Annotated in this window: 16 protein-coding genes and 2 pseudogenes; 11 read left to right on the forward strand and 7 right to left on the reverse strand. The window is 56.9% G+C overall.

Annotated elements, in window-relative coordinates:
• Nucleotides 1–454: integrase core domain-containing protein (locus JKL46_RS35910; RefSeq protein ID WP_246529637.1), on the forward strand; the 454-nt coding region annotated here is incomplete at its 5' end.
• A 133-nt stretch (nt 455–587) separates the two neighbouring features.
• Here the strand turns inward: JKL46_RS35910 and JKL46_RS30290 are convergent.
• Nucleotides 588–3,281: a lipase family protein gene (locus tag JKL46_RS30290; RefSeq protein ID WP_201841412.1), complete on the reverse strand. Its 2,694-nt coding sequence runs from the start codon at nt 3,279–3,281 to the stop codon at nt 588–590.
• A gap of 104 nt (nt 3,282–3,385) precedes the next feature.
• On the opposite strand from JKL46_RS30290, the gene JKL46_RS35915 reads away from it, so the two are divergent.
• Nucleotides 3,386–3,676 (forward strand): hypothetical protein, encoded by a 291-nt coding sequence (locus tag JKL46_RS35915; RefSeq protein WP_246529638.1) that lies wholly within the window; start codon nt 3,386–3,388, stop codon nt 3,674–3,676.
• 64 nt (nt 3,677–3,740) lie between these two features.
• On the opposite strand, the gene JKL46_RS35920 is transcribed toward JKL46_RS35915, so the two are convergent.
• Both JKL46_RS35920 and JKL46_RS30300 read right to left on the reverse strand, forming a co-directional pair.
• Nucleotides 3,741–3,956, reverse strand: a complete 216-nt coding sequence (locus JKL46_RS35920; protein WP_246529639.1) for a hypothetical protein — start codon at nt 3,954–3,956, stop codon at nt 3,741–3,743.
• A gap of 337 nt (nt 3,957–4,293) precedes the next feature.
• Entirely contained in the window at nt 4,294–5,700 is a 1,407-nt protein-coding gene (locus tag JKL46_RS30300; protein WP_201841416.1) for an IS30 family transposase, read from the reverse strand.
• A gap of 68 nt (nt 5,701–5,768) precedes the next feature.
• On the opposite strand from JKL46_RS30300, the gene JKL46_RS35925 reads away from it, so the two are divergent.
• Nucleotides 5,769–6,275 carry a hypothetical protein gene (locus JKL46_RS35925; RefSeq protein WP_246529640.1) on the forward strand — a complete coding sequence of 169 codons (507 nt, stop codon included), beginning with the start codon at nt 5,769–5,771 and terminating at the stop codon, nt 6,273–6,275.
• A gap of 143 nt (nt 6,276–6,418) precedes the next feature.
• On the opposite strand, the gene JKL46_RS30310 is transcribed toward JKL46_RS35925, so the two are convergent.
• Nucleotides 6,419–6,739, reverse strand: a complete 321-nt coding sequence (locus JKL46_RS30310; RefSeq protein ID WP_201841419.1) for a hypothetical protein — start codon at nt 6,737–6,739, stop codon at nt 6,419–6,421.
• Nucleotides 6,740–7,484: 745 nt separating this feature from the next.
• On the opposite strand from JKL46_RS30310, the gene JKL46_RS35930 reads away from it, so the two are divergent.
• The 3 genes from JKL46_RS35930 to JKL46_RS35940 are packed head-to-tail and all read left to right on the forward strand — an operon-like array spanning nt 7,485 to nt 8,415.
• Nucleotides 7,485–7,664: a hypothetical protein gene (locus JKL46_RS35930; protein ID WP_246529641.1), complete on the forward strand. Its 180-nt coding sequence runs from the start codon at nt 7,485–7,487 to the stop codon at nt 7,662–7,664.
• An 8-nt stretch (nt 7,665–7,672) separates the two neighbouring features.
• Nucleotides 7,673–8,146: a reverse transcriptase domain-containing protein gene (locus tag JKL46_RS35935; protein WP_246529642.1), complete on the forward strand. Its 474-nt coding sequence runs from the start codon at nt 7,673–7,675 to the stop codon at nt 8,144–8,146.
• Nucleotides 8,140–8,415, forward strand: coding sequence for a group II intron maturase-specific domain-containing protein (locus tag JKL46_RS35940; protein ID WP_246529643.1), 276 nt, complete (start codon nt 8,140–8,142; stop codon nt 8,413–8,415). The genes JKL46_RS35935 and JKL46_RS35940 overlap by 7 nt, the downstream gene beginning before the upstream one ends.
• A gap of 382 nt (nt 8,416–8,797) precedes the next feature.
• Here the strand turns inward: JKL46_RS35940 and JKL46_RS37055 are convergent, their stop codons facing one another.
• From JKL46_RS37055 to JKL46_RS30330, 3 genes and pseudogenes are all read right to left on the reverse strand, one after another.
• Entirely contained in the window at nt 8,798–9,907 is a 1,110-nt protein-coding gene (locus JKL46_RS37055) for an alkane 1-monooxygenase (protein ID WP_425493332.1), read from the reverse strand.
• Nucleotides 9,888–11,441 (reverse strand): hypothetical protein, encoded by a 1,554-nt coding sequence (locus tag JKL46_RS30325; protein WP_201841425.1) that lies wholly within the window; start codon nt 11,439–11,441, stop codon nt 9,888–9,890. The genes JKL46_RS37055 and JKL46_RS30325 overlap by 20 nt, the downstream gene beginning before the upstream one ends.
• 349 nt (nt 11,442–11,790) lie before the next feature.
• Nucleotides 11,791–12,301 (reverse strand): annotated as a pseudogene (locus JKL46_RS30330) (transposase); the annotation flags it as partial.
• A 765-nt stretch (nt 12,302–13,066) separates the two neighbouring features.
• Here JKL46_RS30330 and JKL46_RS30335 point away from each other — a divergent pair.
• The 5 genes and pseudogenes from JKL46_RS30335 to JKL46_RS30355 form a co-directional block, all read left to right on the forward strand.
• Complete coding sequence (locus JKL46_RS30335) at nt 13,067–15,031, forward strand: peptidoglycan-binding domain-containing protein (RefSeq protein WP_201841428.1); 1,965 nt, start codon at nt 13,067–13,069, stop codon at nt 15,029–15,031.
• A 160-nt stretch (nt 15,032–15,191) separates the two neighbouring features.
• Nucleotides 15,192–17,546: a DUF2235 domain-containing protein gene (locus JKL46_RS30340; RefSeq protein ID WP_201841430.1), complete on the forward strand. Its 2,355-nt coding sequence runs from the start codon at nt 15,192–15,194 to the stop codon at nt 17,544–17,546.
• A 600-nt stretch (nt 17,547–18,146) separates the two neighbouring features.
• On the forward strand, nt 18,147–18,929 hold the full coding sequence (locus JKL46_RS30345) for a fatty acid desaturase CarF family protein (protein WP_201841431.1): 783 nt from the start codon (nt 18,147–18,149) through the stop codon (nt 18,927–18,929).
• 185 nt (nt 18,930–19,114) lie between these two features.
• Nucleotides 19,115–19,309 (forward strand): IS6 family transposase, encoded by a 195-nt coding sequence (locus tag JKL46_RS30350; RefSeq protein ID WP_201841433.1) that lies wholly within the window; start codon nt 19,115–19,117, stop codon nt 19,307–19,309.
• A 471-nt stretch (nt 19,310–19,780) separates the two neighbouring features.
• A pseudogene (locus JKL46_RS30355) lies at nt 19,781–20,320 on the forward strand (RNA-dependent RNA polymerase family protein); the annotation flags it as partial.
• Between the last annotated feature and the right edge of the window lie 84 nt (nt 20,321–20,404).

Below are 20,404 nucleotides of genomic sequence, written 5' to 3' on the forward strand. Positions count from 1 at the left end.
GGCCATGACCACCCCACGCAGCGCGGCTGCGCAACCCGGGCCAGCTCCGCCGCGCTGCTTCCCCATGTACTACGGCACCGAACTCACCTCAAATGCCATCCTCACCTGGTGCACCGAGCACCGGATCGAGTGGCATTACATTGCCCCAGGCAAGCCGATGCAGAACGGCTACATCGAGTCGTTCAACGGCCGCATGCGCGATGAACTGTTGAACGAGAGCCTGTTCTTCGGACTGGATCATGCCCGTGAGCTGATCGCGGCCTGGGTCGAGGATTACAACACGGAGAGACCCCACTCTTCCTTGGGCTATCAGACGCCGCAGGCGTTCTCCAAAGCCCTACGAACTGCAAGGGACCATCGCGCTGCGCAACGGACAGGCTCCGCGCGCTGGCCCCTTGCTCCTGTCGCGCCACACGGCGTATCACCTGTCGAGGCTCTAAACGCCACTGGATGAAGCTTCGGTGGCAGGTCACTTGGATATCCATCAGACATTGGTACTCGGCGGCGGTGCGGGTCAGTTGCACGCTGAGTGTCTAGCAAAATCAGTTGGGAGCTGAAGATTGGACTGAGCCAACCGAAGAAGATTGTTAGAACGTCTCGCAATCCTTTAGTTTCATCCCAGGCCATGGCGCGAAGACAATTGATGGATCTTTGCCGAAGTGCATGAGAATTTTATATGCCTCACTCTGCTCGGGGGGCAGAGCCTTTGGGAGAATGCCCTGCTGCAATCCTCTCCGCGCCAGAGGAGCATTACGTTTCTCCAACCACTTTCTATCCTGCTGCCAATAGCGCAGCCGGAGCAAGCTCTCGCATGCCAGACGAATCGCTGAGTTCGCTGAATCCTGGTTGCGGGTAATCGAATAGAGTTCCGAAACCGCGGAAGCCGCGTTCCCTGCATACCGGTGTAGCTGACCGTTTGTTATTACTCTATTTTCGACGGCTTCCTCATACTTCTTCAAGTACATTGACGCGGCATGCTTCGCTGAATCTTCAGCCTTGTTTAGCCGTGCGTCCGAGAGTAGTGCGAGGCTATATTCGTCTGCCCAGTCGTTTATGATTAACTCCTTAAAATCGTCCATACCGTCAACAATCGATGATGCACGAGCGAAATAAAAGATAGCTTTTTTCACACGCAGACCATCCTTGTTGGCCAGAGCAGCGGCTAGCATCAATCGGCCCGCGGCCGCATGCATTCCAATCTCGTCCCTCCGGCGCTCAAATTTCTCCATCCGGTCTTCGGAAGGGTCATCGGTCCAATCGGTGTTCTGAATAAATGCATCGACCCGGTCGGCATAGTCTGCAAGATTGGCGGGAGGTTCAGAAGAAGAAATTTCCTGGGCCGAATCCTTAATCGCATGCATCAAATAGCTCCGCAGCTGCTTGGCGACGAATTCCGGGATATCAACCTGCGTGAGCACGATCGGCTCATTTGCATTGGGAGGGGGACGGCGCTCGGTTATCTGTAACTCGATCTGTCCTTCCTTTGCCACCTTACCCCAAAGTACTAGGTCAGAATTGTAGCCCGAAAGAAGGTTTTCTGCAGATGAACGGTCCTCGCGGTTCTTGGTCACCTGCGAACAAGTCCGTAGGACGTGCAAACCGTACCGGTGGCGAATCTCTTTAACGAGACGGTCGCCCACCCCCTCAACATCGTTCTGAAAGCGTGCCACAAGGACGGTGAAACCGCCTTTTAGACCGGATGGTTCGAAATAGGCGTTCAACGCGCACAAGGTCGACGTCGCGCCGGGTGGAGCGTAAGCCACCAAAACAGCGGTTGCATAAGTACCTACAACGACCGCAATTGCCGTGGCTGCGCGCCATGTTTTATTCCTCGAGGCTCCGTAGGTCTGCGCGGAGGCGGCATCCACACTCTGACTAGAGCCGGTCGCGAAGACATGAGTAATGTAGGCGATGATTTTATTCACCGCGTCAGGATTGTTATAGAGGGAATGGCGGAGGCCAAACGGGTTCTCTTTGAGACGCGCACACCAGTTTATACTGTAAGAATTCGAACCGCCTGGAGTATCGTAAACATCAACGATCAAATTTAATGAACGATACAGCAGCTCTCTTCCGAAGAGCGACTTGCATACAGCAGCAAGCAAAACAAAAGCCACGCAAATCAAAAATCCGAAAGCGAGATAGCGGAAAGTTTTATTCGATAAGTCCAGCGTTGCAATAAGCAGTTGCAAGACATATTCACCAGGAATGAAGCAATTTTGGCCCAACGCAACGCATTCACGGTACGCACGGAGCTGTGAAAGCGCAAAATCAACTGCAGAGTACAGAAGCAGTAAAGCAAGCGAGACCGCGGCAATCGGAACGATTATCGATAGTACCCCGGCGATATGAGCCAAAAGACTTGTGATTTTTCCAAAGAATAATGCGAGGCTCGCTTCGTCACGCTGACTTCTCAGGATCGCTAGATTCGGAATGCTCTGGCGGATGCTTGGCGTGTTGTAGGGGGCTCCATACAAAAAATCGCTCGCTTTCGAGATACCGAGGAATAGCAGAAATATAGCTGGCAATAAATTAAGTATTAGTATTGCAGCAGGATAAAATCCAAATAAGAGCAAACCGGCACAAAACAATAAGCCGCTTGCGAGCAAGCTTTTATTATTGATACGCTTTGCTGAATTTATAGCTGTTGAATGGGTATCGATGGATGGTTTTTTCTTTCGAACTACCTGATATGCACTGCTAACGAACGTGATTGCACCAATGAGAACTGATAAAAAGGTGATCCCAGGCAACAAGACAAATGCAGCATTCTCGATCGACGCACTAATTGCCCATAGTATCGATACATAGCTTGCAGATACGACGAAGCCGACTGAAAGGCAGATTGCAAACAGCCTATCGGTAATTCGAGGCGTTCTTTGGTAAATAGACAAAAACGGTGTCGCCAAGGTCACAATGTGCACGTTGAGCGCGGTTTCCGACATTGCCTGTCGCGCGTCTAACGCGACGTTCCCGCCATGACTATGTGCGATAATGAAATGCAGTGTCTCCGGCGCCGCCGCGACGCTTTTGTCCAGCGTCTTGGCTAGGAGCGCGGACGCGTTCTGTCGTTCTTCAATTGAATTGGCCCCCGACCAGCGAAATGCGCTGAAATCTGTCGCCTGCTCTAATCCCGAGAGACCGGAGCTCAACGCTACACAGAATCTTGACCCAGCCTCAAACCACCGCGGATCAGCGGGCTCACCCGCGACCTTCCTGGGCGCATCTTTATCTGGATTAAATCCCCGACCCCAGGTTCCGTGAACGAGGATGATTTTCATTGGGTGCCCTTTCGGGCCGTAAGCGGCCACTGAGAAGGTTCGGTCTAGTTTTACATGTCGCCCGATATTACCGATCAAGCGGCCGGGCGGACAAGCAGCTCATCTTGGATGAGTTCGTCGCAGTCACCGGCTATCTCCGCAAGCATGCCATCCGGGTCCTCTGCCGACCTGAGACGAGGTCACCTGCCACCAGGCAATACGCCACCCGGTATGATGCCAGGGTTCGCGAGGCTCTGGTTGTGTTGTGGGAAGCATCCGACCGTCTCTGCTCGAAACGCCTGAAGCCGATGATCACGATCTTGTTGCCGGCCCTGGAGCGGCACGGCCGGCTCGCTGTGGATGATGACGAGCTGCGCGGCAAGTTGTTAGCGGTCAGCGCCCTCGCGCCGGCATGAGTTCGGCAGTGCGCCGCTCGGTACCGGTGCGCACCTTCGGCGACTGGAACGATCCGCCGCCCGGCTATGTCGAGGTCGACTTCGTGGCCCATTCCGGCACCTCGTCCTCCGGCAGCTTCGTCCAGACCATGGTTCTGACCGATATCGCCACCGGCTGGACCGAGTGCGTGCCGGTGCGCACGCGGGACGGTGGTCTTGTGATCGCGGCGATCCAGCAGGCCCGGTCGCTGTTTCCCTTCCCGCTGCTCGGGGTGGACTTCGACAATGACAGCGCCTTCATGAACGAACTGGTGGTCTGCTGGTGCCGAGGTCAAGGACTGGAAGTGACGCGGTCGCGCGCCTACCGCAAGAACGATCAGGCCTGGGCGGAGCAGAAGAACGGCGCCATCGTGCGCAGGCTGGTGGGCTATGGCAGGTTCGTCGGAGCGGAGGCAACGGCGGCGCTTTCCCGCCTCTATGCTGTGGTGCGTCTGCACGGCAATCTGTTCCAGCCATCGTTCAAGCTGCAGGAGAAGACGCGGATCGGAGCCCGCGTGATAAAGCGCTATCATGCGCCGGTTCCACCTGCCGCTCGCGTGCTTGCTCATCCCGGTGTGAGCGAGGCAGACAAGACGGATTCAAACGGTCGTCGCAACACGTATTCTGTTACCCTCCCGCAGCCACTCGTCAAGCACCTCGGCAGGGGTTCTCCAGCTCAGCGTCTTTCTCGGCCTTGCGTTGAGGGCGGCTGCCACGGCAGCGATCTCCTCGGCGCTGTGCACACTCAGATCGGTGCCTTTCGGGAAGTACTGACGCAGCAGTCCGTTGGTGTTCTCGTTGGTGCCACGTTGCCAAGGACTGTGTGGATCACAGAAGTAGACTTGGATGCCCGCATCGATCTTGAGACGAGCATGCTGGGCCATTTCGGCTCCCTGATCCCAGGTCAGCGATCGGCGCAGTTCTTCGGGTAAGGTGATGATGGTGTGCGTAATCGCGTCGCGCACAGCCTCGGCCCCATGGCCTGCCAGCGCCGGCCCGTTCTTGAGGCGCGGCGCGTCACGATGGCCCGCGAGGCGAGGAAGATGCAGCAGCATCGTGAACCGGCTTGTGCGCTCGACCAGGGTGCCAATCGCCGAGCTGCCAAGACCCAGGATGAGGTCTCCTTCCCAATGACCTGGTACCGCCCGATCGGCCGCCTCAGCAGGACGCTGGCTGATCATGATCTCGGGCGAGACAAAACTCTTCCCGCGCCGGCGGACGCGTGCCCGCGGCACCCGCAACACCCGTCCGGTTCGCAAGCAGGCCGTGAGTTCGCGACGCAGCGCTCCTTTGCCTTGGATGAAGAGAGCCTGATAGATCGCTTCGTGGCTGATGCGCATGGTCCTGTCGTCCGGAAAGTCGATCGGCAGGCGTCGGGCAATCTGCTCCGGGCTCCAGGCTCTGGCCCACCGCCGATCCTGTCGCTGGCCATGCCGGCGGCTCTTCCAGGCTACGGGAGGGCCGGGAATGGCAACGCCGTTGGGAGCAACGACGACGCCAGCCAATCTCTCCTCGACATAAGTGCGCAAGGTCGCGTTGAGGGCAAGCTTCGTCGGCTTCGGGCGACGGGCTGATCGCTCGGCATGCCACTGGGCGGTCGTCGCGCGATACTCCAGTCCACCGCTGCGGGTGGCTGCGTTGCGCCGCAACTCCCGGGAGATCGTTGAGGCGGATCGACCGAGCCGGCGCCCGATCTCCTGCATGGAACGTCCTTGGATCCGCAGAAGCGCAATCTCCTCGCGCTCCACCAACGACAGGTACCGCCCGGAGAGCGGCTTGGCTGAAGATCTGAACATCGCTGGGGGCATGCCATCTGCCTTTCGGAACCACCTGTATCCGACAGGTTGTGACACACCGGCTTCGACCGCAGCATCCTCGCTGCTCATCCCCGTTGCGATCGCCAGCCAGAACCGACGCCCTTCATCGCGTCCCGCCACAGGGGGCCGACCTGGCGACAGCAACGGCGCTCGTCCAGATCGATCCGACCGACGCTTTCGAATGCTCATCACAACCTCCTCCTTCAGGGTGTTGCGACGACCGTTTGAATCCGTCCAAAGTGCGGCTACGGGACCTGATGGAAGCATCGGATCCGGTGATGCTGTTTACTGGGATCCGCGTGGCTCAGGAAGAGCTTGGGAACCGGGTTGATCGTCGTGGCCTGAGCAGCACGCCTGAGGAACCGGTCGTCATTGATCTTCAGCGCTTTGCGGCGAGCCTGAAGACGGCCTGGCAGGCCGGCGAGACGCGACCGACGCATCGACGGCCTTATCGGCGTACCAAGCCATATCCGAAGCGGCCGAGCATGTTTGAGCCGCATGAGGCCCAGATCAAGGCATGGCTTGAGGCCGAGCCCGCGATCCCGGCGGCAACAGTGCTGCAGCGTCTCATGGATGCCGATCCGTCGCGCTTCCGAACGAGGAGCCTGCGGATGGTGCAACGGGTCGTGAAGGCTTGGCGGGCTGACGTGATGGGACGGATCATCCTCGACGGCGACTGGATCAAGCGGATGCCCACATGCCCTTCAGCTGCCGGAGCGGAGATTGTTCACTCCATCGCAACGCCCGGTAACATTCTCCGGTGAGGCAACAGGGGAGTTAGTTTCTCAGTTCGGCCGACACCGCGCTTAAGCTGCCGATCCCACCGGCGTTCACGGAGACTCCAGCGAAGATACCGGACAAGCCGAAGCCGGTCTGCACGGAGCCGGGCCAGGCCTGCATCCAGGCGCTACGCATGGTATGGCCGATCGCATGCCGACGATTGGAAGAATTCCCCAGTATAAGTGCCATGCAGCTCTTCGAAGAGTTGTGCGTCCAGTTTCCAGGTCGCTTGACCCGCAAGCAGTATAAGACGTTCGCCCGACGGGTCAGTCTCTGGCGCCAAGCGGCTCGCGCGCGGCGTTGTGATCGGGCCCAAACGTATCGTTGGCTCAATGACAAATCGCGTGGTCGACGCCCCGATCTCTTCAAGGACCATTGGGCAGAGATGGCCGTGTGCCTTGAAGAACGTCCGGATCAGACCGCCCTTGAACTTCTCGTCGAGTTCCAAGCCCGTTACCCTGGACAATACAGCTTGCGCCAGCTTCACACGCTGCAGATGCGCGTCAGGGCTTGGCGACAACAAGCCGTGCAGCGGCTCATCGGCAAGGCCAGCAGGCCAACCCTATTTGTCGGTCCAGATCCCTCATGCCGGGCGAGTCGGTAACATTCTGGATGAGGCAGACGGTAGCAAATTTACCTGAGGCAACACGACAGCCGCTCACTCGTAGAGGTTCTGGCAGGCTCGACACCCGCCTCGATACGGTGTGCCCCGATGGCACGCATAACCAGTGGAGGAAGGATCCACCCGGGTAGTTGTCGATAGACCCGGTAGCTGGCGAGCAGTTCAGTTGGGCAACCAGCGGAGCTGTAGCCTCGCGACAAAAGCCGCTTTAAGGCGGCTGAGCAACCCAGCGGGCCGTAACGCGAGTGAAGCCTGAGCAGGCCTCGAAAGGCAATGTGCGGATGTCGACCCGGCCGTATCACGGGGAAGACTGCACGGATGGAGAAGCAATCGACAGAAGCACCCATCCGATCCGCCGGGGTAATGGGCAGGGCACGCTGGGAAGGTCATGCGGGTAACGGGGGAGGCCCGCTTCGAACGGGGATCGCGACCTCAACGCCATCGTCAGGGTGGCGGTTCGGGCGGGCGTCGGACAGGGTCATAGTACTGACGAAGGCGGGTAATGCCGCTGGAGGGAAGGACCCTGACTTCTGACAGGCTTATCGAAGTTGGAGAGGTGAGGTGATTGGCGATGAGCCTGCAAACACCAGAAAAGATCCGGATCCTTCAGAGAAAGCTCTATCGTAAGGCGAAGACCGAACCGGCCTATCGCTTCTACCTGCTCTACGACAAGATCTATCGCCACGACATTCTGGCTCATGCCTACCGGCTGGCTCGCGCGAACCGCGGCTCTCCGGGGTGGATGGAGTGACGTTTGCGATGATCGAGGCGGAGGGGCTGGAGAAGTGGCTGGCCGACCTGCGGATGGATCTTGCCGCGAAGACGTACCAGACGGCTCCGGTGCGGCGGGTGATGATCCCTAAGCCCGGCGGCGGGGAAAGGCCACTCGGCATCCCGACGGTCCGGGACCGGGTTGTCCAAACCGCAACCAAGCTTGTTCTGGAGCCCATATTCGAGGCGGATCTGGATGAGAGTGCCTATGGCTACCGCCCGAAGCGGAGCGCCACAGACGCAGTCAAGGAGGTGCACCGGTTGATCTGCCGGGGCTACACCGACGTGGTCGATGCCGATCTGGCGAAATTCTTCGATACGATTCCGCATGATGCTCTGATTCAGTCAGTGGCCGGGCGGATCGTGGATCGGAACGTCCTTCATCTCCACAAGATGTGGTTGAAGGCGCCGATCGAGGAACAACGCGAAACTGGCACGATGACACCGTTGGCGCGATGCTGACGCGGCGTGAGACGCGCCCGCGCGATGAAGTTGTCACAGACCTGAACCGTGTTCTGCGGGGATGGGCCAACTACTTCTCGCACGGGACGCGCATGCCGGCGTTCAAAGCCATCGACCATCATGTCTACGAGCGCATGTGTCGCTTCCTGGCCAGACGGCACAAGGTGCAGACCAGAGGCGTCCGCCAGTTCCCTGCGAGCTTCGTGTTCGGGGCTCTTGGCGTCCTCCGCCTGCAAAGCGCGCACCTTGGCGCCCGGTCGACAGCCTGACGGTGAAGTCAGTCGGAGAGCCGGATGCCGGAAATCGGCACGTCCGGTTCGATGAGCGGGGACGGGAAACGGGGTGTTTGCCCAAGCGGCTCTAAACTACCGCGCCCGTCCTCGACTCTACTCGCCTTTCTCAAACCGTCATCAGCCAGCTTGCGCCAAAGCCCCTCCTTCAGACACTTCGAATTAGGCGCCTGAGCATTTCGATAAACCAACAACAATCAGAGCGGCGAGCAGCATCAGCGTGAGCAGAGACATCCCACCTATAGCGCCGCCGATCCGCCGTCTCCACAATGACTGCCACGAACCGCAATGTGGACACCGTTTGGCTTTGTCGTTCAGATCGTCTTTTAAACACACCGGACAGGTCTTCATGCGTATGTCCTCATCTCACTGGGCAAGTGTATTTGCCAAGCTTCTGCTGGACTCTTACGTCCATGAGTTGACGCCACAACGGCGGAAGCAACGTGAGCCACAGAATTCCGAAATATCCTACCGGAAGCTGAGGCGCCTCCCGGCGGAGCGCGAGACTTCGAAAGTGCCTTCCGGGATTTATGTGGTGATCACTGTGCCTAGCCAAATCGAACAGAAGAAGGTTTGTGAGGAAATGAGATGAGTTCCAAGAGTGGTCACGGCTGACCGGCTCGTATGAACCTCGCTCGGTGCGGTTTCGTTGAAGGCCGTAGTGCTCAATGTAATTTATTGATTCAAGCGTCATAATACCAGTTGTGCCCTGTATTAAAAAGAACAAAGCCCCCTGTAGCCCGAATAAAGTCATGACAAAAAAATGAATAACAATAACGATGGAAAAGTAGCAAAAAATGCGATTCGCTATGCTGAACTTGCTGCGCCTTTTAATACGCAGCCGCGTGATCTCCCGCTTCCATGAGTTAACAAAGCTTCGGACTAGCGCCCGCCTAAGGAACGCATATATGCTCTCGCCGAGACGTGCAGTCGCAGGGTCATTGTAGGTACCCACACCGCGATGGTGTCCGTGTATGTGCTCTAGGCAGAAGTGCGGATAACTGAACATCGCCATAATGGCGACTGCCCACCTTCGGTCGTTCCTGCACCTACTGTGCATTAGCTCATGCGCGATTGGAATGGCGAAAATCGCACCCAGAAACCCAGTCGTGAGACAAAGAAGGACAAATTCGCGGCCACTCAAATTCGCGTCTGAACCAAGTGCCGTCTGTGCGATTACAAACAGAATGAACAAGAGGACCCCGGCTTTCTTCACCATCACGTCAGAAAGCATTGCATCCGCTGAGTGTTCAACCGCGATCTCGGGAAGCGATTTAACCCGAGGTAGTATTTCGTCAAAAACCACTAACGCGAGCCAAGACCAGAATGCTACTCCTGTAACTGTGCTCGCCGATAGGGTCGATAGCAAAATAAAAATTAGGAACACGACGTGCGGAACATTGGACACAACGGAATGCCAGATGCGTTGCTGGGCAACGAAATGCCCTGGCTCAGGCCCTGGTCGTATCATAGTTGCTCCCCTGCGCGCCCGCAGACGCGGCCAGCTGAGCGTACCAACCGGCGACGGTATGATAATCTGGATCTTGAGTGAACGCTCTGGACGCGCGGAAGCCGGTTGATTGCGAGATAATATAAGCAATCAGTTTACGAAAGCCAGGAACATAGAAGTAGGATGTATGAACCAACTCCCGCCAAGTCAGAAAATTGAGCATATTACCGTCGCCAGCTAGAGCCAACGTTGCGATCTGCGTCCTAATCCGCTTTAACGCTTCCGCGGCGGCTGCGTCACTGAGGTGAGAAATCTCATTTGCTAGATCCTCGGGTAGAGGTTTGCCGCGCCCACCAACCCAACCCGGCGCACTATCAGCGGCTATCACTTCCTCCCCCAATGCGTCACCACCTAGGCTTATCGTACGTATCCGGGTGTGAGTCATTCGGTTCAAAAGCCAGCTCAGAGCTGAGCTAATATATTGCGCTAGTACAACGACCAGAAGGTTAATCAGAATGCTTGCGAGCCACAATCCGAAGAGCCCACCGAGTGTACCGGCAAACAGAGCAAAGCCCAATACCATTCGACTCTGCGCGGCTTGATTGTTGGGGCTAATGCCGACCCACTCGAGCATATGTAGGATGTGTATCGTCGGATAGGCGATGACAGACAGGTTTTCTCTTGCAAACGCCTCCAGCCTTCCTAGTTGCGCCTTTGGAGTCGGTGCCAATGATACCCACGTTCCAACCTGGGCAGCGAAATCCTCGTATACCGTCCACTGCGAAAGCGCATACATGAGGATCGGAACGGAAATCAGAGACATGAAAGACAGTGCGGGGACAGCAAAATTTGTATCGAATAACGAAATTTTTGCCGATCTCACCAAATGAAGCGCATTGAGAGCTTCGTCATCTAGATGGTAGAGCGGAAACCACTTGCCAAGTAAAGTTTGGGCCGCTTCTGGCGGAAGCTTGAAACCATAGAGTTTCACTTTCTTAGGCTGAGAAAGCAGTAGTATTAAATAGAGAACAGCCAATAAGGAGGGGCCGCCAAACAGGACCATGCGATCAAAAGCGGGGTTGTCTAGCTCAGAAAACAAGAGAGATATAGCAAAGGATGTCCAGGTTATCGCTGTGAAAAGGAATAGTAGGTATCCGGCGCGTGCCCAAGGCTTCAGACGGGAGAACAAAGCAAATTGCCGCCGAGTTTCGATGTAGGGAGTTCCAACAGTTATCCATCTTCTCAGATGGCGCAGGGGATGACCTTGTTTAGATGCATTCAGCAATGCACTGGCAACGACAGATCCTCCATGACTATGGCCTAGCAGGCAATAGTTCTCATCCTGCCTTTCAAGTGTTAATAGCCGATTGCGCAGGGCTTCGCTTGCGGCAAAACGGGACATTTCGCTGTTGTAGCCATCCCATATGATGTGCTCGAATTTGAGTCCAGTACCGTCGGCATCAACCAGAGCGCTGAGGTCCTCCTCGAAGAAGCTGCCTCGTTGCCACCAACTGGATCCCTTTTCAGGTCCGGTTGCACCGGTCCCGTGGACCATTATAATAGTCCCCATGCCTGTTGCCCTACGACCCAAGTTTCCCAGACTTACCAAGGCCCGTTCACATGCATGCGTTGTGACGGGCATAGTAAACACGATGGATTATACCTATCACAAGTCTTAACTGAAATCGCGGGCAGGCATCATAGGCAACAAATCTCGGAGAAATGATATTTAGTGGTGCGCCGACGTAGTTACATCGGGAAAGTCGCCCGCTACGCCCGATCGTGAGCCTCTCGTAGGTAGCATGATCGTCTATCGCGACGAGTGTTGGCAATCATGAGATTGAGAACGGTTTAGCCAGCCCTATCCATGAGACATGACGGTGCCATTGGCAGATCGGGATGCCGATCTGGTCGAGCAACGGCTCCACCTGCGTCGCGTCGCCGGTGTCCTGATCGGTCATAATGTGGGCGAGGATCTCGCCACTGTCGATATCTAGCGCCAGATGCAGCTCTCGCCAGTTCCGCCGCGACTTGGCGCCGTGCCTTTCTTCCAGCCACTGGCCGGCGCCGTAAATCTCAAGCCCAGCGCCGTCGATGAGGACGTTAACGGGCCCTTCTCCTGACGATCGGCCACCTTGCTGCTCATCAGACCATCGCCAGGTCCGTGCTCGCCGGCTGAGGGTGGTTTGATCAGGCACGGTGAGATCCAAGCCCATCAGTTGCAGCACCGATGTGAGCAAGCCCACCGTCTGGCGCAGCCGCAGGCCGAATACCATGCCCAGCATCAAAGTGGTCTCGATCGTAGATCGGAATACAGCTGTTGGCTGCGGCGCGTCATGCGCTTCGGGCGTGATCCACACCGTCAGGCTGCCTCGCAGCCTCATACTCCGGCCGGTTCGTCACCTTGAAATTCATCTTGCCGATACGGGGCGGCGCAGCATTGTGTTTGAAAGGCATGACCGGGATAGAGTGGCTGTTTAGATCGACGGCCGACTACATCCTGACCGCTAAACGATCCGTGCACCAACGCTGAAGACGCGAGCAACGTGCTCGCCTTGCCCGGCTTCCCCACCTGACGCTGCATCCCACAAGAGGGATTGTGATGGCACTTGATCTTCCGCCTCATACGAGTCGAGCTTAGGGGATCTCGACACCGACCGAGAAGCAGAGATCGCCTTCAATGTCCTCGTAAAGGCTCGTTCGCCACCCACACTGTAGTTTTAGAACAAGACAAAAGCCGATCAGATCGCAAACCGGGCGGGTACCGTGACGAGCAAAGAGGCACTATCGATATAGTGTTGATAATTCAAATATCCCGGCAAGTGATTCCGCGACGTTTCCGGCAAGGCCCCCGCACAGATCAGAGAGAATCGTTACTACTATACTTTTGAGTTTATTGCTAGATAACTTCCGTCATCTGTATATTCGGGCCGGTTGTGGAGGGTGCAGTTATGCCCGAGACCATCATCAGTACCGGACTTTCTTCGAGGTCTCCCTGAAGGAGGCAGAAGCGATCCATGCCCGACGATTCGCCGTGTTAGTAGGCCAGTTGGCGAGGGACAGGGGGCACAGCCTCGAAAGGATCATTCCTCGAGCGGACGAACAGAAGAATTCCATTGTAGGGGATCGCGTGCTGAAATGACGAATTTGAGCCATGGACCACGTGAACCGGAACGGAAGATGTTCTCAGGTATCGGGATGTCGACCAACGCCTCTACCGCAAGACGACGGGACGATGCCGAAGGAACAGAGCCCGCATCCTTCCGCTACAACAACCCTGGTGCCCAATATCCAAGTGCAGAGGCCGCGCGGTTCGGCCAGACCGGATATGGCATCATTGGGAGCGGGCACAAGATCGCACGGTTTCCTTCTCCAGTGAATGGTGCCGCCGCGAACTTCGATCTGCTGTATCGTAAGTATACAGGTATGACGATCGGTGCAGCCGGAAAGAAATGGACAGGTGCGAACGGGTTCGGCGTGCCGGGCTACGACCCGAACGCTATTCTGACGAAGCAGATGTTGGATGATCCAGAGCAGGCGATCGCGCTACTGAAAGCGATTGCGAGCCGCGAGTCCGGGCATGGCAACAATCTCACCGAAGATCAATGGCGCCAAGCGCACCGCATGTTTAAGGTCGGAAGTGCCGACGGATATTTGAGCAGTACTACAGCAGATGCCCAGATCTACGTCCCGCTAAAGACGGCTACAGGAGCCGGATTGTTGAGGCGAGCGCAACGGCACATTGGCGAGGAGTACCGCAATGTTCGAGTTCCTAAGGATGATCCCAACTGGGATGGGCCGTGGGATTGCGCCGAGTTCATGTCGTGGCTGGTGTTCCAGGAGGCCGGCATCCTCTATGGCTGCGTCGACAATGCCGTAGCGCCATCCCAGGCGGAAGCCTACACGGGGGCTTGGAAGAGGGATGCAGAGCAGCGCGGCATCCGCGTGTCTGTCGAGGAGGCAGCAGCGACGGTCGGCGGAATCCTGCTTCGCTATCCGCCTGCTCCTGGCAAGATGGGCCACATTGCCTTGTGTGACGGGAAGGGCGGCACTGTTGAAGCAAAGGGAGAGCGATACGGGGTCATCGCCGACACGGTTCATGGCCGCGAGTGGCACTGTGGCATTCTGATCCCCGATATCGCCTACGATTCTGCTCCCGCGATGAGAGTATCTGCGCCCACATTCCGTTATGCACCGGACGCTCCCAACATGAAGGAGGAGATCGTCGCCGAAATTCAGAAAGCTCTAGAGGCCAAAGGCTTCAGCCCTGGTCTGATTGATGGGGAATTTGGCCCCAACACGCGGGCAGCCGTAGCGCGTTTCCAGGAAGCCCAAGGTTTGGTCGTCGACGGAGCAGTTGGGCCTGAAACGGCGGCAGCGCTGGGTGTGTCGCTCCTCGGCGAGACTCAGCCGACATCAGAAGCAGCCACGCTCCCTGACGATGTCTGGACCGAGGTGCGCAGGCGGATAATCCACGAACCTTCCAGTTATGGCATCGGCTTGCCCCGGCGAGAGGCCGAAGGGATTGATCCCCTGCAGATGCTTGTCCTCGCAATGCTATCAAAGGAAAGATCTATGTTCCCGGTATCTGATAAGCCAGGACAAAGCATCAATCATATAGGTCTGCTATTGCCGCTTCTGCTTCAGTCCGCACTGACCGGAAAGCGGCTTGATACGACTGAGCTCGTGAGCGTGCTGCTGGCTGGAAAGCCAATCGCTCCCCCGATATCCCAGCCACCGGCAACCGAGCACACACAATCCTCCCAATCGCCGACAGCCGACAAAATGACGGTGCTGTTGCCCTTGCTGTATCAGAGGCTGACCGGACAGCCTTGGCCAGCAGTAAACTCGACACCGCCTAACGCAGTCGCGGATCAGCCGAGGCAACCAGCGCAACCTGCCACCTCTCGACCGAGCGTGCAACTCAGTGCTGCCGGCCTCGGGATTACCACAATCCTGCAAGCACTGGGGATTGTCGGCACTCCTTTTGGCACTGGACCTGAACCAACGCAGATCGGGACGCTCGCGACGCTCATCCCAATCATCACTGGTGTGTTCGGTGCTACTGGAGGTTTCGGCGCATTGCTGAGTGCCGGAAGCGCACTGTTCCGCGGACTCCGGAGCGCTGCGAATAGGCAAGGATGATTAAAGAATGAACACCATAGCAAGTAGCAGTTGATCCACCGATCGCAAGGAGGCCGTCCACGAGTAAGCAGGTCAGCCTTGAACTCCCCGTTGTAAAAAGCAGGCTCTTGGGCGACGCGCCTTTCCCCTCAAGTGACTCTCTTGTTAAGAGACCAATGCCATGAAGCGGATTATCCTTCTCTCGGACGGAACTGGGAACAGTTCGGCGAAGCTCTTCAAGACGAATGTCTGGCGTATGTACCAAGCACTTGATCTTTGCCAACCAGCCACAGGAGACGTGCCACAGGTCGCGTTCTACAACGACGGGGTAGGCACGTCGTCGTTTAAGCCATTGGCTCTCCTTGGAGGAGCTTTCGGCTGGGGTTTGAAGCGCAATGTGCTCGACCTTTATATGTTTCTCTGCCGAACTTGGGAGCCGGGTGACGAGATCTATGCCTTCGGGTTTAGCCGCGGCGCCTTTACCGTTCGAGTCTTGGTCGGCCTCGTCGCAAAACACGGGATACTCCGCTGCTCTTCGGACGGAGAACTCAACGCCTATGCAAGGGACATGTACCGCCTCTACCGTCAGGACTTCGATCAGACGGGTGGGCTCGTGAGGCCCCTTCGAAAGATCCGAGATGCCGCAGTTGCTGCTTGGCGCCGCTACCAGGGTCTACGGCCTCTCACTAGCATTCCGACGGCTAAGAACATTGAGGTTGCATTCGTTGGTGTCTGGGACACCGTCGCGGCATATGGAACACCCCTCGCGGAACTGACCCGCGGTATTGATGATTGGGTCTGGCCTCTTTCAATGCCGGATTTTTCGCTTTGCCGGGAGGTCAAGGTCGCCCGTCACGCACTCGCTCTCGACGATGAGCGTGACGCTTTCCATCCGCTTCTATGGGATGAGATCGACGCGCATAGGAAGTCCAATCCGTCCAAGGTGCCGCGCCTCCTACAGGTTTGGTTCGCAGGAATGCACGCCGACGTCGGCGGTGGTTATCCGGACGACTCCCTCTCCTATGCCCCGTTGCACTGGATGATGAGCGAGGCGCACAGCGTCGGCCTGCGTTTCCGCCCCGACGCCCTGAAGCAGGTTGCACCAATCCAGAGTGCTTCGGCTCCAATGCATGACTCGCGCCGCGGGCTCGCGGGCTATTACCGCTATCAGCCGCGAAAAATTTCGGCGCGGTTAAATCCTCCTGATCCGAGCACTTTAATCATGCAGGATCCCAACCGGAAGACATGGCCACTTCTGCGCTCTGTTCTGGTTCACGAAAGCGTGCTCGAACGGATCCGATCAGGACCTCACCACTACGCTCCGATTGTCCTGCCCCAGAGATACAGTGTCGTTAGGTGGGATGGCAGGATCGTGCGACGGCCTGAGAGCCTTGAAGAGGTCTCCGCGAGAGTCCAAGGTCAGGCGAAGATCTGGAATGACGTTTGGCGCAAGCGCGTCAACTACTTTGCCACAGTCGGTGTGTCGTTAATGCTGGCGTTCCTACCGATGCTCGAGCATTCACCGATCATTCAGGCAGATGTTGTCGTCACCCTGCACCGCTGGACGACACCCTTCACTCAGTTCATCTCGCCACTGCTACAGGCGACTACCCGTTTCCTGCCTGCGTTCGCACAGATCTGGATTGACCCCTTTGCCAGAAACCCTGGGATCTTCGTCTCCTTGGTCGGTGTCCTCGTAGGTCTTCTAATGCGCGGGGCCAGCCTACGGCAGCGTATCCACGATCGCATGTGGATGTTATGGAAGCCCCTGCACGGCCAGGAAGCCCACGTGCCTAAGCTTGGCTGGGGTGAGAAATGGATCCAGACTCTGCGCATGAATCAATACTATCAGACCGTACTGCAACGTTTGAAATGGCAAGTCGTACCATTCGTGTTCGGTATTTCAATGCTCGCTGCATTAATTGTGCTCCTCGCTTCTCCCTTCGTCGTGGGCTCTTACCGCAAAGCAATTCGAGTGGCTGAGGCGGAGGGAACAATTTGCAATGTCGGTACGAGTGACAGGATGATAGATGCGGGCGGGAAAACGCCGAAAGCCGATCCTCAGCCCGAATTCAGCACGACGGCATTGTGCACCGACACCGGGATCGATGTCACAGCAGGCACCCCATATCGTATCAGACTGACCCCCATTGAACCTTGGTCTGACGACACGATCGACACAACGCCAAAGGGTTTTGGCTCGGAACGAATGACCTGGCCCATCGGATACTTGGCTCTCCCTCTGCGTCGGTCCATGAGTGGAGAATGGCTTCAGACTTTTGGTACGATCATATCGGACAGCCAAAAGCCGGGACCCAAGGCGGCGCTCGACGCGCCATTCCCGCTGGAATTCCTTCCCGCTGGCGCAGACTACGTCGCAAGATTCACAGCACCCGCATCAGGTCGGGTGCGACTTTGGGTGAATGACGCCGTAGTCCCTTGGCAGGGACTGCTCATGCCTTGGCGCGGCCTCACACGCTCATATTATGACAATAATGGTGGCAAGGCTGCCATCCGCATCGAGAAGGACGAATAGCGTCGGAACACTGGTTGATCCTTTGGAGGACGAGCATCACCTAATCTGCCGAATGTCCGTACCGAGTCGTTGCTGTTGAAGAGCCTCCGCAACCTCATTTCCGACAACGATAGCCACCCGGTGCTATAGCCGGGCACGCAACCCCATACGATCTATAGCTGCCTGGAGTGTTGTAGGCAGTTTCTCTAACATTGAGTAATGGGGCAACTCTCTCTGGATGCTAATAACATCAACGGCCCCGACTGGGGGCCCTTGGCACCGAGACGGCCACGATCCTGGTGCGTGAGGAACTCGAAAGGGTTTGCTGTCGTCACCAAAGATGGGTCCCACCTCCTCAAGCCGGCTTGCCTAAATGGGGCATTTTGGTCAGAAGCTCTGGCTCCACCGGCTACGAGTGTAAGACGCGAGCAACGTGCACGCCTTGCCCGACTTCCCCACCCGAAGCTATAACCCACAGGAGCGATTATGATGGCATTTGATCCTCCGCCTCATACGAGTCGAGCTAATAAATACCTTGATATGCTCCTCAATAGTACTGCATCGCGCACATTTTTGGTATAATCTGTCAGGCGCTAAGCAAGAGATCTGGCGGGGTAGACAATGTCAGAGATAAAGCTTCCAGAGAAATCCATAATCGTAATCTCTGGCGCACTGCTTCTCATTGTTTTAAATCTGTATATTTTAACACAACATAGTCACTTTAGTGTATTTTTGGTCATCATAGCCCTTCTAGTCAGTGGCTTCCTCTCTGACGCCTTTACTGGCGTAGCGCATTTCGGATTCGACTATGTTCTTCCGTATAGCCTTCCTATTCTGGGGCCAGTAGCATTTGAGTTCAATCAACACCATGATGAGCCCTCGCTTGACCCATCAAGCTACGGTCCAAATTTGACCAAAGGAGGCTATGTCAGCATACCCTTGAGCATTCTATTACTGATACTTACGATTATGACTCCTAAAACGCACTTTTGGTTTTGGGTGGAAGCTACATTCGCAGGAACAACGGCGTGGGCATTGTTCTTCCATCAAATCCATGCCTACGCTCATATGGGTTCGCGTCTTCCGCCACATGTATTCAAGGGAAAGGTTGAGGAAATTGCCCGCCTGGAAACCAAACGCGAGCAAAGGCTAGCTCTAGCCAAGCTTTTCGAAACTGTCCCAATACCGGCACCCATCAGGCTCTTGCAGCGATGCGGCCTGATCCTGAGCCCAGAGAAGCACAACCTTCACCACATACATTTTGAATCAAACTTTTCCAGTATAAATGGTTGGTCAGACCCTCTTCTGAATCCTCTACTAAGGCCGGTGGCCCGCCGCTATAAAGCTAGCCGTCTCAGGGATGATCTCACTACAAATCCAACTCGCAAGTCGTTATGGACGTGACGGTGATGTCATATCTGGACGGCACCGCCGGCATGCGGGTCATTAGTCGCTCTCTCCATGATGCTGAAGGTGCTGTCAAGTTGGCCAGAGCTCGGGGTCTGTGACAGGGTCTCGGGCATGAGCACGACGTCCAATCCCTACCACGGCTTCCGCTATCCGGCTGAAACATCAACCAGGCGGTCTGGTTGTATCACTGCTTCAGCCTGAGCCTACGTGACGTTGAGCTGATCCTCGCAGCGCGCGGAGTTGTGGTCAGCTACGAGACCATCCGCGAGTGGAGCCTGCGCTTCGGACGAACCTACGCCAAGACGCTCAAGCGGCGCCGGCCGCAACCCGGCGACAAGTGGTTTCTCGATGGTGTGTCACGAACACATTTCTGAAGGAGGAGATGTGGAGCTGTACAAGAGATGAGGGTTGGCCCCTCGAGGTCTGCAGTCAGGTGACGGCCTCAAACCCCTGCAAGCTGCGGTCGTCAAGAGCGGCCGTGGTGAGCGTTGCAGCCAAAGGCGGGGCTGAAGTCCCGTCAGGTACGATCCGGAGAGGCGAGCGAAAGCGAACCGCTGATGACATGTCGAAATGCCAAAGATGATGTCAAAACCGGAGGGTCATCGAGCTTCCGGGATCAGTTCGGGGGCTGTCCTGAAGACCGCCCGAGCGACATCCGGCATGTAGGCGGCGCGAAGCCGGATCAGGCTCTTGTATGGAACGTGAGAACCTGTCGTCCCGCTGCCAAGGGAGACGTCCAAGCGGCAAAACCCGCAAGGGCCAGAGTACCGATGCGGGGCACAGGGGCGGAGCAGCCCGTAGTAGGAAGGAAGGTTCTGTAATGGGACTGGACCGAAGGGGCTGCAATGTTCTGCCACGGCGCAGCGCCAACCGGTAACGGGAGGAGCTCTGTGACCACGGCAAAGCCGTTTTCCATTCCGAAGCGGGAAGTCTGGGAGGCCTTCCAGACGGTGAAGGCCAACCAGGGAGCGGCTGGCGTAGACGGACAGTCGATTGCGGAGTTCGAGGCTGATCTTGCGAACAACCTCTACCGGCTCGGGAACCGCATGTCCTCAGGGAGCTCCTTTCCTCCCCCGGTCAGACGGGTTGACCTTCCCAAAAGCGATGGACGGACCCGACCTTTGGGCATTCCCACGGTCGGCGACAGGATCGCCCAGGAAGTGGCCAAACGGTATCTGGAGCCGATCCTGGAGCCTGTCTTCCACGACGACTCCTACGGATATCGCCCCGGCCGATCGGCGATCGATGCGCTCCGGCAGACCCGTCAGCGCTGCTGGCGGTTCGACTGGGTGCTCGATTGAGAGTTGCTGCTCAAGGCGGTTCGTCATCATACGGACTGTCCGTGGGTGCTGCTTTACATCGAGCGCTGGCTGAAGGCTCCGGTCCCAGATGAGTAGTGTGGTGAAGGTTCTGCAAATCGCCTGAGCGGGGCGGCCATGGCAGGATGGTGATGTCTGACGTCACTCACT

The organism is Microvirga zambiensis WSM3693, from assembly GCF_016735695.1.
In the GTDB taxonomy this organism is placed as follows: Bacteria; Pseudomonadota; Alphaproteobacteria; order Rhizobiales; family Beijerinckiaceae; genus Microvirga; species Microvirga zambiensis.

What these genes read in the sequence shown, in the direction of transcription:
- JKL46_RS30290 (WP_201841412.1), bottom strand. Translation starts at nt 3,281, where the DNA reads ATGAAAATCATCCTCGTTCACGGAACCTGGGGTCGGGGATTTAATCCA.
- JKL46_RS35920 (WP_246529639.1), bottom strand. Translation starts at nt 3,956, where the DNA reads ATGAAGGCGCTGTCATTGTCGAAGTCCACCCCGAGCAGCGGGAAGGGA.
- JKL46_RS30300 (WP_201841416.1), bottom strand. Translation starts at nt 5,700, where the DNA reads ATGAGCATTCGAAAGCGTCGGTCGGATCGATCTGGACGAGCGCCGTTG.
- JKL46_RS35925 (WP_246529640.1), top strand. Translation starts at nt 5,769, where the DNA reads ATGGAAGCATCGGATCCGGTGATGCTGTTTACTGGGATCCGCGTGGCT.
- JKL46_RS35930 (WP_246529641.1), top strand. Translation starts at nt 7,485, where the DNA reads ATGAGCCTGCAAACACCAGAAAAGATCCGGATCCTTCAGAGAAAGCTC.
- JKL46_RS35935 (WP_246529642.1), top strand. Translation starts at nt 7,673, where the DNA reads ATGATCGAGGCGGAGGGGCTGGAGAAGTGGCTGGCCGACCTGCGGATG.
- JKL46_RS35940 (WP_246529643.1), top strand. Translation starts at nt 8,140, where the DNA reads ATGCTGACGCGGCGTGAGACGCGCCCGCGCGATGAAGTTGTCACAGAC.
- JKL46_RS37055 (WP_425493332.1), bottom strand. Translation starts at nt 9,907, where the DNA reads ATGATACGACCAGGGCCTGAGCCAGGGCATTTCGTTGCCCAGCAACGC.
- JKL46_RS30325 (WP_201841425.1), bottom strand. Translation starts at nt 11,441, where the DNA reads ATGGTCCACGGGACCGGTGCAACCGGACCTGAAAAGGGATCCAGTTGG.
- JKL46_RS30335 (WP_201841428.1), top strand. Translation starts at nt 13,067, where the DNA reads ATGTTCTCAGGTATCGGGATGTCGACCAACGCCTCTACCGCAAGACGA.
- JKL46_RS30340 (WP_201841430.1), top strand. Translation starts at nt 15,192, where the DNA reads ATGAAGCGGATTATCCTTCTCTCGGACGGAACTGGGAACAGTTCGGCG.
- JKL46_RS30345 (WP_201841431.1), top strand. Translation starts at nt 18,147, where the DNA reads ATGTCAGAGATAAAGCTTCCAGAGAAATCCATAATCGTAATCTCTGGC.